Annotated in this window: 12 protein-coding genes and 2 pseudogenes; 13 read left to right on the top strand and 1 reads right to left on the bottom strand. The window is 63.5% G+C overall.

Features of this window, described 5'->3' with window-relative positions; all coding sequences use genetic code 11:
- The 12 genes and pseudogenes from HZR14_RS10255 to HZR14_RS10200 all read left to right on the top strand — a co-directional run.
- A pseudogene (locus HZR14_RS10255) lies at positions 1–634 on the top strand (hydantoinase B/oxoprolinase family protein); the annotation flags it as partial.
- 17 nt (positions 635–651) lie between these two features.
- Entirely contained in the window at positions 652–1,167 is a 516-nt protein-coding gene (locus HZR14_RS10250) for an acetone carboxylase subunit gamma (protein WP_181692776.1), read from the top strand.
- Positions 1,168–1,212: 45 nt separating this feature from the next.
- Positions 1,213–2,790, top strand: a complete 1,578-nt coding sequence (locus tag HZR14_RS10245; RefSeq protein ID WP_181692775.1) for an AMP-binding protein — start codon at positions 1,213–1,215, stop codon at positions 2,788–2,790.
- A 3-nt stretch (positions 2,791–2,793) separates the two neighbouring features.
- Complete coding sequence (locus HZR14_RS10240) at positions 2,794–3,219, top strand: VOC family protein (RefSeq protein ID WP_181692774.1); 426 nt, start codon at positions 2,794–2,796, stop codon at positions 3,217–3,219.
- A 217-nt stretch (positions 3,220–3,436) separates the two neighbouring features.
- Entirely contained in the window at positions 3,437–4,117 is a 681-nt protein-coding gene (locus HZR14_RS10235; RefSeq protein WP_181692773.1) for a helix-turn-helix domain-containing protein, read from the top strand.
- Entirely contained in the window at positions 4,114–4,518 is a 405-nt protein-coding gene (locus HZR14_RS10230) for a hypothetical protein (protein ID WP_181692772.1), read from the top strand. The genes HZR14_RS10235 and HZR14_RS10230 overlap by 4 nt, the downstream gene beginning before the upstream one ends.
- Positions 4,519–4,575: 57 nt before the next feature.
- Positions 4,576–7,089 carry a hydantoinase B/oxoprolinase family protein gene (locus HZR14_RS10225; protein WP_181692771.1) on the top strand — a complete coding sequence of 838 codons (2,514 nt, stop codon included), beginning with the start codon at positions 4,576–4,578 and terminating at the stop codon, positions 7,087–7,089.
- 107 nt (positions 7,090–7,196) lie between these two features.
- Positions 7,197–9,479, top strand: a complete 2,283-nt coding sequence (ppsA, locus tag HZR14_RS10220) for a pyruvate, water dikinase (protein ID WP_181692770.1) — start codon at positions 7,197–7,199, stop codon at positions 9,477–9,479.
- 51 nt (positions 9,480–9,530) lie between these two features.
- Complete coding sequence (gene mfnA / locus HZR14_RS10215; RefSeq protein ID WP_181692769.1) at positions 9,531–10,586, top strand: tyrosine decarboxylase MfnA; 1,056 nt, start codon at positions 9,531–9,533, stop codon at positions 10,584–10,586.
- A 136-nt stretch (positions 10,587–10,722) separates the two neighbouring features.
- Positions 10,723–12,912 carry a methionine--tRNA ligase gene (metG, locus tag HZR14_RS10210; RefSeq protein WP_181692768.1) on the top strand — a complete coding sequence of 730 codons (2,190 nt, stop codon included), beginning with the start codon at positions 10,723–10,725 and terminating at the stop codon, positions 12,910–12,912.
- Between the two features lie 43 nt (positions 12,913–12,955).
- Positions 12,956–13,204: a DUF7312 domain-containing protein gene (locus HZR14_RS10205; protein ID WP_220132535.1), complete on the top strand. Its 249-nt coding sequence runs from the start codon at positions 12,956–12,958 to the stop codon at positions 13,202–13,204.
- Between the two features lie 148 nt (positions 13,205–13,352).
- On the top strand, positions 13,353–13,979 hold the full coding sequence (locus HZR14_RS10200; RefSeq protein WP_181692767.1) for an NfeD family protein: 627 nt from the start codon (positions 13,353–13,355) through the stop codon (positions 13,977–13,979).
- Here the strand turns inward: HZR14_RS10200 and HZR14_RS10195 are convergent.
- Positions 13,980–14,588, bottom strand: a pseudogene (locus HZR14_RS10195) (SDR family NAD(P)-dependent oxidoreductase); the annotation flags it as partial. It lies immediately after the preceding gene.
- Positions 14,589–14,745: 157 nt separating this feature from the next.
- Here HZR14_RS10195 and HZR14_RS10190 point away from each other — a divergent pair.
- On the top strand, positions 14,746–15,101 hold a 356-nt coding region (locus HZR14_RS10190), incomplete at its 3' end, for a helix-turn-helix domain-containing protein (protein WP_181692766.1).

The raw sequence follows: 15,101 nt of genomic DNA, 5'->3' as shown, positions 1-15,101 counted from the left end.
GAACTACCTCCGCGGTGGTTCGGGCCTCGGCGACCCGATGGAGCGGGAACCCGAGAAGGTCGTCGAGGACATCCACGATGGATACGTCCTCCCCCGCCACGCCAAGGACGCCTACGCCGTCGTCGTCAACAAAGTCGACGACGAGGCAAAACACAACTCCGCGGTGCAAGGCGAGTGGGAACTCGACGAGGAAGCGACCGAGGAACTCCGCGAAGAGCGGATGGACGAACGCGAACAGAGGGCCCAGCCGGTCTCGGAGTGGTACGAGAACGAACGCCTGCGGATCCGCGACGACGAGGATCTCATCGAGGACGTCAAAAAGACCTACGAGAGCAGCATGCGGATGAGCAAGCAGTTCACCGAGTTCTATCACGAGTTCTGGGATCTGCCGGAGGACTTCCGGTTCTCGCTGGGTGAGGACGCCGAAAAGTCCCTCGAAAACCGGTTCAAGACCGGGATGAAAAGGAAATGGAAGAACCCAACGAAGAGCCACGAGACATGGCTCGGCGTCGGCCGGGACGACGAGCCGGAGGTGCCCTATACCTGGAACAAGGAGCGGTCGATCCAGGATCTATCGGGCCCCGATGCGTCCTTCGAGACGGCATCGATGGAAAAAGCAGCGGACGACGACTAATACAGAGGTGAATACAAATGCCAGAATCATACCCACGTGAAATAATCGAAGACCTGGTTGACGACAACCTGGAGTGGAGCGAGTTGCACAACATGATGAGCGATTTCAAGGACGCGGACCGGTTCAAGAAGGTCCGTGACGTCCTTCAGGACCGGGTCGACTGGGACGATCCGATCGTCATCCCGTACGCGGACCACCTGTACGTCGTTGCGAAGTCGGAAGACCGGTGGGTGATCAAATGCGACTGCGGCCACGAGTTCTGTGAACACGACGAGAACTGGAAGCACGACGCGCTGATCAACGTCCGGGATACGGAACAGGAGTATCTCGAGATCTATCCGGAGGACATGCATCCTCACCCGGATTACATGGAGCTTCGGGAGTACTTCTGTCCGGGCTGTAAGACGCTGCTCGAAGTGACTAACGTCATGCCGGGATACCCGATCATCCACGAGTTCGAACCGGACATCGAGACCTTCTACGGGGACTGGATCGACGAGCCGATCCCGACGCCGGATACGCAGTCGGCGTAAGGCCCCGAGAGACCACGTTTCGTTCTTCAGCCGATTACACAACCCATGTCAGAACAGAGTATACCGACGCTGAAACGTCTCTACGAGTCAGTTCTCCGCCGTTATGAGGCCGTGCCTGCCGTCGTCTTCGGGGACGAGGTGCTGACCTACGGCGACCTCGACGACGACTCCTCGCGCCTCGCCAGCGCGCTCGTCGATCGTGGCCTCCGGACCGAAGAGCGCGTGGGGATTTTGCTGTCGAATCGCCCCGAGTACGCCGTCGTCGACGTCGCGCTGGCCCGTGCGGGTCTCGCAAAGGTACCGCTGAACGATATGCTGTCGGCAGCGGATATCGAGTACATGTTGAACAACAGCGACGCCAGTACCCTCGTCGTGGGGGCGGCGTTTACCGAGACGCTCCGATCGGTCGCCCCGAACGTGTCGACGTTAGATCGGATCATCACGGTCGATGCGCCGCCCGATCTCGACCTCGAGGGCGATTACGACGTCGAACCGTTCGAGCAGCTGCTTGAAACGGGCGATCCGGTCGCCCCGGACGTCCCCGTCTCGGGGGCTACTCTCGCCGGTATCTTTCATACGGGCGGGACGACCGGCGATCCGAAGGGGGTCAAACACAGCCAGGAGAACCTCACGCTGAACGCGCTCGCACACGCCATCGAACTCGACATCAAACCGCGGGACCGGCTCCTGTTGATGACGCCGCTGCCTCACTCGGCGGGCCTCATCATGGCGGGTGGATTGACTCAAGGGAGTACCCACGTGATCACACAGGGGTTCGACGCCGAGCGTGCGCTCACTCTCGTCGAACGGGAGGGGATCTCCTGGACGTTCATGGTCCCGACGATGGTCTATCGCGTCCTCGACCTGCTCGAAGAGGGGGAATACGACACGTCGACGCTCGAGACGCTCGTCTACGGTGCAGCACCGATGAAGCCGGACCGGCTACGTGACGGTCTCGACGAACTCGGGCACGTCTTCGTGCAGTTGTACGGGCAGTACGAAACGCCGGATCTCATCACCGTCTTACCGAAGGCCGCACACGACCCCGACGACGAGGAACGGCTGTCGTCGTGTGGTCTCCCGACTACGATGTGTGAGGTGAAAGTCGTCGACGACAGCGGAGCACAGGTTCCCCCCGGCCAGCCGGGCGAGATCATGGCACGCGCTGCCTACTCCATGGAGGGGTACTACGAGATGCCTGAACGGACCGCGGAGACGATGGATGACGGGTGGATCCACACCGGCGACATCGGCAAGATGGATGCGGACGGCTATCTCTACATCGTCGACCGCGATTCGGACGTCATCATCAGCGGCGGCATGAACGTCTACTCCGTCACCGTCGAGGAGGTCGCTCAGACACACGAGCAGGTCGCAAACGTCGCCGTCATCGGCGTGCCGGACGGCGAGTGGGGCGAGGCGGTGAAAGCGGTTATCGTCCCCGAAGGTGACACCGTCAACCGTACCGACGTCCGGTCGTTCTGTGCGGACCGACTCGCCGCGTACGAGGTTCCGAAATCCATCGACGTCGTCGAGGAACTGCCGACCACCCCGTACGGGAAACTCGACAAAAAGCGGCTCCGTGAGCCGTACTGGGAAACCGAATCGAGGGAGATCAGCTAAGCGATGCTCTCGAAGATCGATCACGTCGGTATCCTGGTCGACGACATCGCCGCCAACACGGCGCTGTTCGAACACCTCGGTCTCGGAGTCGGATCCATCGAGCGGGTCCCGGAGTTCGGCGTCGAGATCGCGTTTATCAGGGTCGGAGAGAGCCTCGTCGAACTCGTCGAGCCGGTCGATCGCGGTGGAGATATCGCGGCCGATCTCGAGGGGGCAGACGGTACAGCGCTGTTACACCACGTCGCGTTCCGTGTAGACGACATCGAGACCGCGCTTGCGACGTTGCGCCGCAGCGGGGTCGCGTTCGCCGACGACGAACCGCGGTCCGGTGCCGGGGGTGCAAACGTCGCGTTTCTCGATCGGGCGGGGGCCAACGGCGTACGCATCGAACTCGTCGAGCGGGAGACCGACGTGGCGCTCGATCGCTAATGCCGGAGGGAACCGGTCATGGTATATAAGCACAGAGCCAATATGTTCGATTTGGGCCAAAAGTTAAATACGAGACACGACTGGAATACTGGTACTATCCGACACGGTACGTGGACGGAGAGAGCGAACGGTCCGAACGGGCTTCCCCGAGAGAGTGGTCGGAGTGGGAAGCCAAGGACGATATCAGGTTTCGACGGCGGTATAACGGATCGAATGGATGCTTAGAATCGAATTCCAGATACGTTCGGCAGGGATCGCCGCGAAGCTGTTCGCCATCGACGATCAGGTCGTGAGCATGGAGATCGACAACGCGCTGCCGGTTACGGGTGGTTCGGTCTTTCTCTCTTTGACGGTACGGTTCGACGACGATACCTCCGAGGAGTCCATTTCCAGCCAGTTACCGGACGTACGGATCGTGGATATGTCGGAGGCGGAGGTGAACCCACACACGTACTACATCAGTATACTGACCGATCTTTCGGACGCGTCCGTCCTTTCGTTGTTGACCGAAAACCGGGCGATTCCCCACCGGATCGTCGGCCAAGATTCACGTCTCGATGTGGCCGCGTCGGTACGGGACTGGAACCATCTCAAGGAAGTCGCCGGGACCATAGAGGATGAACACGGATCCCTCGAGTTGGTCGGAACAACCCAAACCGAGAGCGTCGGGTTCCCACTCGGGGGCAACAAGATCAAACAGAGTATGTCGGGCAAGCTGTCCGACGGACAACTAGAGGTACTGGAAACCGCATATCGGATGGGATATTTTAAAGTTCCACAGGAGGTGACTGCGGAGGAGATCGCCGACGAACTCGACGTCAGCCGATCGACGCTCAGCGTACGCCTTCGCCGGGTCGAACACAACCTCTGTGCGTTACTCTTCGGGCCACAAGAATGACGACCATCATCCTCATCAAGTCGGTCGATCAGGCTCCAACGGTTCGGGAGGTTCTCGGCTCCGTCGTCGATCCCGACGAAATGATCTACTTTCTGCGGCTGCCGACCGTCCGCTGTCTCGGCCCGCTCATTCAGGAAACGAACCCCATGATCGAATACGGAGTCGAGTACCGCATCGACTGTCTTCCCGATGGATACGACGTCTCCGAGCTGGTCGAGTTCGCGGTGGAGGTCGGTGCGGACCGGATCTGTATCGGGATCTCGGACAGAACGATGAGCGGCAAAGCCCGCATCGACGATCTGACGGAGTCGATCCTGCTTCACGACCGAATCTCCGGTGATTTCGTCGTCGGCGACCATGCTATCGTCCTGGAGGAGCTCGAATATGCGTCGGAATGTTGAGCCCGCTGGTCGGATCTCCGGTGGCGGCAGGCCACGTCAACTGAACGGACCGCAATCATGAATCAGACTGATCAAAACGAAGCCGACGGTCGCAGGAGGGACATCGCGTACGAAAAGGACGTCGTGCGGAAAAACCGGCGACAAAACCGAGGAATCGGCTGGAACGGGAAGACCCTCCGTGAGCAGTTGGCCGAACTGGAGGACAAAACGGAGGCGACCGATCGATACGCGGGAATTTCGGAACTGTCGTTGAAAGCCGAGGATCCGATCCGATACGAGCAACTGTACTCGCGTCTCCGCGCCGATCTCGTTTCGGCCCGGGAGACCTCAAAGGAGGTCTCCGCGACGCCGATCGTCGAACAGGAGGGCGAGTTATGTTATGGGCTGTTCACCCCAGAGGGTGATTCGATCGCCGTCTCCACCGGTATCATCGTCCACATCCACACGATGAGCGAGGCGATCAAGTTCATGATCAATCACGATTACGAGGAGAGCCCCAAGATCGAGCCCGGTGACATCTTCGTCAACAACGATCCACACGTCGGCGACGTCCATCCGTGTGACCTGATGACGCTCATCCCGATCTTCCACGAGGGGGAGCTCGTCGCGTGGGCCGGCGGCGTCAACCACGTCATCGATACCGGAGCGGTCGCCCCCGGAAGCATGAGCGTCTCCCAAGCCTCGCGTTTCGGCGACGGGGCCTACTACACCGCCCGAAAGATCGGGGAGGACCTGGAACTATACAACTCCTGGAAAAAGGAGTATCCGGCGAAAACGCGGACACCGAGCTTCCTGAAACTCGACGAACGGACCCGTATAACGGGCTGTTTGATGATCCGGAACTCGGTCAAGGGGATGATCTCCCGAATCGGCGTGGAGACGTTCAAACAGCTCTCTCGGGAAGCGATCGAAGACAGCCGCCGGGGCTTCCGGAGCCGGATCCAAAAGACGATGTTGCCGGGGACGTACCGCGGTGCCTCGTTCGTCGACGCCCTCTACGAGGGACAGGGCAACGTCACGCGAGACTACGCCGACGAGAACCACATCATGCACGCCCCATCCGAGTTACACATCCGGTCGGATGGTTCCTTTCAGGTGTCCTTCGAGGGCGCGAACAAGTGGGGCTGGCATCCGTACAACTGTACGCCGGCCGCCATTCAGGGCGGAATCTGGGTGATGCTCACCCAGACCGTCCTGCCGAACGAACTGGTCAACGACGGCGCGTACTACGCGTGCGATTTCCACCTGCCGGTCGGATCCTGGGCGAACACCCAGAACACGGAGACGGCACACGCCTACGCGTGGCACTTTCTCGTCTCCGCGTGGGCACCGCTGTGGCAGCACCTCTCCAGGGGATATTATGCCCGGGGGTTCTGGGAGGAGATCAACGCGGGCAACGCGAACACCTCGAACTGGCTGCAGGGCGGCGGGATCGACCAGTTCGACAAACTCCACGCCGTCAACTCCTTCGAGGCAGCATGCGAGGGTGTCGGGGCCCGGTACGTCGAGGACGGGGAACCGCACGCGGCGGCGATCTGGAATCCCGAGGGCGACATGGGCGACATCGAGGCGTGGGAGCGAGTCGAGCCGCTGCCGTTCCTCGGCCGGACCGTCAAGCCCAACACCGGCGGTGCTGGTCGTCGTGCCGGCGGCGCGGGCTTCGAGTCGATGCGGACGGTCAAGGACGTGAGCCGGTGGCTGCTCTACGAGATGGGCAACGGCTACATGTCGAGCGACGGCGGCCTCTTCGGCGGCTACCCCGCCGCCTCGGGATACATCCTCAACGCTCAGGACACCGACCTCGAGGAGCGCTTCGAGAACGGCGAGGACTACCCCCAGTCCGATCTCGACCCCGAAAGCGGCGACTTCGAGTCCAAAATCGACGGCGAGGTCACCCGCCGACCGGAGGGCATCAGCACTCCCAAGGAGTTCGACGACTACGACATGTACCTGAACTACCTCCGCGGTGGTTCGGGCCTCGGCGACCCGATGGAACGGGAACCCGAGAAGGTCGTCGAGGACATCCACGATGGATACGTCCTCCCCCGACACGCCAAGGACGCCTACGCCGTCGTCGTCGAAAAAGTCGACGACGAGGCAAAACACAACTCCGCGGTGCAAGGCGAGTGGGAACTCGACGAAGCGGCGACAGAACGGCTCCGACAGGAGCGAATGCGGGAGCGCGCCGAGAACGCCCAGCCGGTCTCGGAGTGGTGCGAAGAGCAACGCGACCGTATCCGAAGCGGGAAAGACCTCATCGATGACGTCAAAAAGACCTACGAGAGCAGCATGCGGATGAGCGAACCGTTCTCAGAGTTCTTCCGCGACTTCTGGGACCTCTCCGAGGATTTCAGTTTCGAACTCAGCGAACAGGCACAACGCTCCCTGAACAACCGATTCGACACCGGCTGTCGTCCGATGTGGGACAACCACACCCGGCGGCACAAGACCTGGCTCGACGTGGAGGACGAACCGTACGTCCCGTACACGTGGACGAGCCGCTCGATCCAGGACCTCCCGGACCCGGCCTCGACGTTTGCCGGCGGTCGAAGCGGATACTCCGATCCGTGAGACCGCGGACACGCGTGCTGTGGCTCCCTCGCCCGGAATGGCTCCGGGCCGTTCTGAGCGGACCGCGAACGAATGGTCTAAGTTGGGGGCCGCTGAATCGTCGAGCAATGACAGCAGACGGGACAAATAGTCTCGAGAAACCCGTACTCTGGCTGGACGAGATTCGGTCCGACGACATCGGGTTGGTCGGCGGAAAGGGTGCCTCTCTCGGGGAGATGACGGCCGCGGGACTGCCGGTTCCGCCCGGCTTCGTCGTCACCGCGGGGACGTATCGCGCGTTCATCGAGGGGACGGGGATCGACGAGGAACTGTTCGACGCCGTAGACGTCGACTCTGACGACTCCGAGGCGCTCTCCGCCGCCGAAGAGCGGGCGAAAGAGCTCATCCTCGGGACCGAAATGCCCGAAGACGTCCGCGAGGACATCCTCGCGGCCTACGACGACCTCGACGACGGCGAGGCGTTCGTCGCGGTCCGCTCGTCGGCTACGGCCGAAGATCTGCCGAGCGCCTCGTTTGCCGGTCAACAAGACACCTATCTCAATATCACCCGCGATGGGCTCATCGACCGTATCAAACACTGCTGGGCGTCGCTTTTCACCCAGCGGGCCATCTACTACCGAAACGAACAGGGGTTCGATCACGACATCGTCGACATCGCCGTCGTCGTCCAGTTGATGGTCGCCGCGGACAAATCGGGCGTGATGTTCACCTCTCACCCCTCGAGCGGCGAGCCGAAGATCATCGTCGAAGCCGCCTGGGGGCTCGGCGAAGCGGTCGTCTCCGGGTCCGTCTCGCCGGACAACTACGTCATCGACCGCGAGGCCGAGGAGATCCTCGAAGCGACGGTCGCGGACAAGAAGGTGATGATGCAGAGAGACGAGGAGACCGGAGAGACCGTCGAACGGGCGGTGCCCGAGGACAAGCGAAACGCGCGAGTGCTCGACGACGACGAACTCGGCCGGCTCACGGAGCTCGGCGAACGGGCCGAAGCCCACTACGACGAACCCCAAGACGTCGAGTGGGCGATCGTCGACGACGAGGTATTCATGTTGCAGTCGCGACCGATCACGACCATCTCCGAGGATTCGGCGGCCGAGGCGGCCGGAGGGGAGGGCGACGGGGACCTCATCCTGCAGGGGCTCGGGGCCTCCCCGGGGGTCGCCTCCGGCCCTGCCCGGACCGTCGGAAAACTCGATCAGCTCGATAAGGTGGGGGAGGGTGACATCATCGTGACCGAGATGACGACGCCCGATATGGTTCCGGCGATGAAACGCGCGAGCGGAATCATCACCGACGAGGGAGGGATGACGAGTCACGCCGCGATCGTCGCCCGCGAACTCGGTGCGCCGGCTGTCGTCGGCGCTGGAACGGCGACCGACCAACTCGAGGACGGCCGGGTCGTCACTATCGACGGCGAAAAGGGTAGCGTCACCGAGGGGACGGCCGCCCCCGACGAACAGACCGACGCCGTCGAGGAGGTCAGACCCGAGAACCCGGTGAAGCCGATGACGGCGACGGAGGTCAAAGTAAACGTCTCGATCCCGGAGGCGGGCGAGCGTGCCGCGGCCACCGGAGCCGACGGCGTCGGCCTGCTCCGGATGGAACACATGATCCTCTCGACGAACAAGACGCCCGAGCGCTACATCGACGATCACGGCGAGGACGCCTACGTCGAGGAGATCGTCGACGGCGTCCGCGGCGTCGCCGACGAGTTCTATCCGCGCCCCGTTCGGGTTCGGACGCTCGATGCGCCGACCGACGAGTTCCGACAGATGGAGGGCGGCGAGGACGAACCCCACGAGCACAATCCGATGCTCGGCTACCGGGGCATCCGACGGAGCCTCGACCGGCCGGAGCTGTTCAAATACGAACTCGAGGCGTTCCGACGGCTCTTCGAGATGGGCTACGACAACGTGGAGGTGATGTTTCCGCTGGTCAACGACGCCGAGGATGTCGTCCGCGCCCGGACCCTGATGGCGGAAGCCGGCGTCGACCCCGAAACGCGTTCGTGGGGCGTGATGATCGAGACCCCCGCGGCGGCGCTATCGATCGAGGAGATGGCCGAAGCCGGGATCGACTTCGCCTCCTTCGGCACGAACGACCTCACCCAGTATACCCTCGCGGTGGACCGGAACAACGAGCACGTCGCCGACCGCTTCGACGAACTGCACCCCTCGGTGCTGCGGTTGATCGGCGATACGATCGAGGTCTGCCGCGAGCACGACGTCGCCACGAGCATCTGCGGGCAGGCCGGATCGAAACCGGAGATGGTCCGGTTCCTCGTCAACGAGGGGGTTTCGTCGATCTCGGCGAACATCGACGCGGTCCGGGACGTCCAACACGAGGTCAAACGCAAAGAACAGAAGCTGCTGCTCGATTCGATCCGGTAGCCGACTTTCGAAAACGCAACGAATAAAGCCGACGGCCCGCTGAGAGGCAGTATGCAGCGGGCCGAACCGCAGGATTTCTCCCGAGTACTGTCGTCGATGTGTACCGAACCGCATCCGGCGGCCCGCGAGGCGGCCGAACGGTTTCTGGCGAGTAACCCGGGCGACCCCGGCACCTACGAGACGGTCTCGAAGCTCGAACGGGAGGCCGTCGACCGGCTCGGGACGGTCGCGGGGCTCTCCGATGCGGCCGGCTACATCGCCTCGGGCGGGACGGAGTCGAACGTTCAGGCAATCCGACTGGCCCGCAACCGTGCCGAGACGCGGACGCCGAACTTCGTCGCCCCGGAGTCCGCTCACTTCTCGTTCCGCAAAGCGGCGGACGTCCTCGGCGTCGAACTCCGGACTGCGCCGCTTTCGGACTACCGGGCGAACCTCGATGCCGTCGCCGAGTTGATCGACTCGGATACGGTCTGTGTCGTCGGCGTCGCGGGCACGACCGAATACGGCCGCGTCGACCCGATTCCCGCGCTCGCAGACATGGCGAGGGACGTCGGGGCGCTGTGTCACATCGACGCCGCCTGGGGCGGGTTCGTCCTCCCGTTTACCCAACACGCCTGGGACTTCTCCGACGCCGATATCCATACGATGACGATCGACCCGCACAAGATGGGTCGGGCCGCAGTCCCGGCGGGTGGTCTTCTCGCCCGCGGCCCCGAGTTGCTCGACGAGCTCGCGATCGACACGCCGTATCTGGAGTCGACGTCCCAGATGACGCTGACGGGAACCCGAAGCGGAGCCGGCGTCGCGAGCGCGGCGGCGGTCATGGACGAGCTCTGGCGCGACGGCTACGAACGACAGTACCGACGGGCCCGTTCGAACGCCGACTGGCTCGCCGCGGAACTCGGCGCCCGCGGCTTCGACGTCGTCGAGCCGGCGTTGCCGATCGTAACGATCGACGTCTCCCCCCGGCTGATCGATGCCCTCCGGGATCTCGGGTGGCGGCTCTCGCGTACGGAAGCCGGCGAGGCGCGCGTCGTCTGTATGCCACACGTGACCCGGTCGATGCTGTCCGAGTTCCTCGGGGACGTCGACCGACTCGCTCACTGAGTGGATCGGTGTCGTCGGATACCGGCGGACATCCGGCCGAAGCCGGTGTCCACCGGTGGCTCGTCCGGGCCGACAGGGGCTCCGTCGGCGATCCGAGAGCGGGAGTGTTTTACCACCTTAGCCCGGGGTACCGTGTATGCACGAGGAGTTTCCGACGGATTCGCCGGCGGTGGTCACCTGCGGGTTGCCCTACGCCAACGGCGACCTCCACGTCGGCCACCTTCGGACGTACGTCAGCGGCGACGCCTACTCGCGGGCGCTCGAGCGCCTCGGCCAGTCAGTCGCGTTCGTCTGCGGATCGGACATGCACGGGACGCCGATCGCGGTCAACGCCGCCGAGGAGGGGGTCGATCCCGAGACGTTCGCGCTGGAATACCACGAGCAGTACGAGGAGACGTTCCCGAAGTTCAACGTCGAGTTCGACAACTACGGCCACACCCACGACGCGACGAACACGGAGATGACCCGGTCGTTCGTCCGGTCGTGGATCGACAACGACCACGTCTTCGAAAAGGAGATCGAAGTCGCCTGGGACGCGGAGACCGACCAGCCCCTCCCGGATCGGTTCGTCGAAGGGACCTGTCCCTACTGCGGGGAGACGGCTCGCGGCGACGAGTGCGACGATGGCTGTCAGCGACACCTCGAACCCGGTGAGATCGAAGCCCCCGTCTCGACGATCACCGGCAACCCCGCGGAGTACCGCACCCGGCCACACAAGTTCCTCCGGCTGTCGGACCTCCAGGAGTACCTCCAGGGGTTCATCGACCGGCTCGAGGGCACCGACAACGCCAAGAATCAGCCCCGCGAGTGGATCGAAGGGGAACTGCAGGACCTGTGTATTACCCGCGATATGGACTGGGGGATCGACTATCCCAGTGAGGGGGCGGCGGCCGGCGAGGGCGGGGATGACCTCGTCCTCTACGTGTGGGTCGACGCTCCGATCGAGTACGTCTCCTCGACGAAGCAGTACTCCGAACGGGTCGGGTCCGACGAGTACGATTGGGAGGCCGTCTGGAAGGACCACTCCGATCCGGACTCGGAGGTGCCCGAAGGCGGCGAGATACTCCACGTCATCGGCCACGACATCATCCAACACCACACGGTGTTTTGGCCCGCGATGTTACGCGGTGCGGGCTTCAACGAGCCTCGAGCCGTGATGGCGTGTGGGTTCGTCAATCTCGACGGGGAGGCCTTTTCGACCTCCCGGAACCGAGCGGTCTGGGCCGACGACTACGTCGAATCGGGGCTGGATCCCGACCTCTATCGGTACCACATCGTCACCGGCAGCGAGTTCACCGCCGACGTCGACTTCTCGTGGGACGGCCTCCAAGAGCGCGTCAACAACGAACTGGTCGGCACGCTCGGGAACTTCCTGTACCGGTCGCTTCTGTTCGCCGAGCGCAACTACGATGGTACCCCCGAGACGGGCACGAGCGAGACCGTCGAGGGCGAAATCGAGGCGGCGATCGAGGCGTTTCAGGAGGCGGTCGATGCCTACCGCGTGCGGGGGCTCGGTCGAGCGCCCGTCGAGCTCGCGAAGTTCGGCAACGAGTACATCCAGCGCCACGAGCCCTGGAAGCTCACCGACGACGACCCGGAGAAGGCGGCCCAGGTCATCCGCGACTGTGTCCAGCTATCGAAGGCGATCGCGGTGCTGATGGAGCCGGTATTGCCGGGGAAAGCCGACGCGCTCTGGACGCAGCTCGGCGAGCCGGGATCGGTCGGCGACGTCGGCCTCGAAGCGGCGCTTTCGAGCCCGCCGGACGAGTTCGGCGAGCCCGAGGAGCTCTTCGAGAAGATCGAGGACGACCGTGTGGACGAGCTCAACCGGCAACTGGCGGAGCGTGTCGAGGCCGCCGGTGGCGACGGGGAAGACGGCCCCAACGGCGAAACGGACGGCCCCAACGGCGAAACGGACGGCCCCAACGGCGAAACGGACGGCCCCAACGGCGAAACGGACGGCTCCAAGGACGGGGCCGACGTCCCCGACATCGAACCGATCACCGACGACCGGGTGGGCTTCGAGGAGTTCAAGCATCTCGATCTCCGCGTCGCGGAGGTCCTGAGTGCCGAGTCGATCGAGGGCGCGGACAAACTCGCGAAACTCGAGGTCGACGTCGGCGTCGAGACGAGACAGATCGTCGCCGGGATCAAACAGCTTCACGACCTCGAATCGTTGCCGGGTACACGGATCGTGATCGTCGCAAATCTCGAAAAGAGCGAACTGTTCGGCGTCGAGTCGAACGGGATGTTGCTCGCCGCGGGCGAGGAGGCGGATCTATTGACGACGCATGGCGACTCGGCACCGGGGACGAAGATACAGTGATCGCCGCCGACAGCCATTTCGGCGCGTGGCGAATAGCCGGGACATGAGCGACCGCGAGGCCGGGGACCCCTCGGACGATCCGATCGAGGACGGCTCCGAGCCGTCCGAGGAGTGGCAGTTCACGCTCGGTGACCTCGAAGACCGGGAGGCCGAGGCCGAAGCGGCGGCAGAGGCCAAACGACGCCGTGAGGAGCCGATCGAGCCGGGGTCGCCCTCGGTCGAAAACGTCCTCTTCGTTCTCCTCGGGGTCGCCCTCGCGCTGTTGGTTATTTCGCGGCTGTTCGTGGGCTAGCGGGAGTGGACGAAACAGCCCACGAGCGAAACAGCCCACGAGCGAAACAGCCCACGAGCGAAACAGCCCACGAGCGAAGCGAGGACACGCCCGTCGAGGGAATCACCCCGTCCGAAGCGTTAACCACCGGGCAGCCCTACCGTGTGGTATGGCAGAACTGCTCGGGCTGTCGGTGCCGTTCGTCCTCGTCCTCCTCGGGGCGGCACTGATGATCATGGAGGCGTTCGCCCCCGGCGCACACTTCATCGTGGTGGGGATTGCGCTGCTCGCGGCGGGGCTCGCAGGACTCCTTCTCGGCAGCGTTCTTCCGGCGGCGGTGTTGCCGCTCGTGTTGGCGGCCATCGTCCTCGTCGCGGGCGGGGCAGCGCTGTACGGCTACCGGCAGTTCGATTTCTACGGCGGTAAGGGATCGAGCCAGACCAGCGATTCGACGTCCCTGCGCGGCAAGACCGGCCGGGTGACAAAACGCGTCACCGACCGGGACGGTGAGATCAAACTCGACGGCGGCGGCTTCAAACCCTACTATCAGGCCCGTGCGCTCGATGGCGAGATCGGCGAGGGCGAAGAAGCGATGGTCGTCGACCCCGGTGGCGGCAACGTGGTGACCGTCGAATCGGTCTCGGCGTTCGAGGACGATATCGACCGGGAACTCGCCGCGGACCGAACCGAGCGCGAACGCGGGGGGGAGGATCAACGGACGGCCACGGACGGCGACGATCGGGACCGCGAGGACGGGCGGGACCGGAATAGAAGCGGCGAGAGCGAACCGGCCTGATCAGCCGAGACGCGACTCCCACTCGTCGGCCGGCATCGACTCGCCGGTGACGCCGCCCGGATCCTGTTCGACCAGCAAGACGGCGGCTTCGTCCATCACGTCCGGATCGAGAATCGATTCGCGCTCTTCGGTGTCGAGGTGATCCCAAAAGCCGGTCTCGACGCGACCGCCGGGGTCGAGACAGTTGACGTTGATCCGGGGGTCGAGTTCGAGCGCGAGCGTCCGGGAGAATCCCTCCAGAGCCCACTTCGAGGCGACGTACGGCCCCCATCCGGCCGATCCACGACGGCCGAGTCCCGAGGAGACGTTGACGATGTTTCCCGAGTCCATGTGACGGGCGGCGTGTTTCGCACAGAGGAAGGCCCCTGTGACGTTCACGTCCATGATCGCTCGCCAGTCCTCGACGTCGATTTTCGTGACCTCCCGCAACTCGTCGTAGAGGCTCAACATCCCGACCGCCGCGTTGTTGACGAGGCCGGTGAGCTCACCGGAGGCCGCGAGCGTCGACTCGACGAGCGCCTCGACGTCGCTCTCGTCCGTCACGTCGGCAGGAACGACGAGTGTCTCCCCGTCCGCTGCCGACGCGACGGCCTCCAGTTCGTCCTCGCTCCGGGAGGTTAGCTGAAAGTGAGGGCGCTAAGCCCCCGTCCTCAAGGAGCGAGGCGAAGCCGAGCGAGTAGGGCGGGGATACGGCGCCCGCACGAGTTACAAACGCTTTCAATCAGAATTCTTAACTATCGGAGATCCGTAGGAGTGAACACATCGCATGAAGTACAGTCCACGCTTCCGACTCTTTCCAACCGAAGAGCAACGCGACGCGATGGACTGGCAGCGCGATACTGTGCGACAACTCTACAACCACGCTCTCCGCGAATTCAACAAAATACCCGAAGACGCTGGGACACTCCGACAGCGCGTCTGGAGCATCCGCGACACACTCCCCGCGTTGAAAGACTGGTGGCCCAACCTCAACAAAGTCTACTCCACCGTGTTACAGAAAGCCGTCGAGCGCATCTGGGACAATACCAACAACCTCGGGAAACTCAAAGCCAACGGCTACGACGTAGGGTCGTTGAACTGGAAGAAACCGCGTGAGTACAGGAGTTTCACGTACCGTCAATC

Origin of the sequence: Natronomonas salinimetallica (assembly GCF_013839515.1) — an archaeon.
Taxonomy (GTDB): Archaea; Halobacteriota; Halobacteria; order Halobacteriales; family Haloarculaceae; genus Natronomonas.
This window is presented reverse-complemented; position numbering and strand designations above follow the sequence as displayed.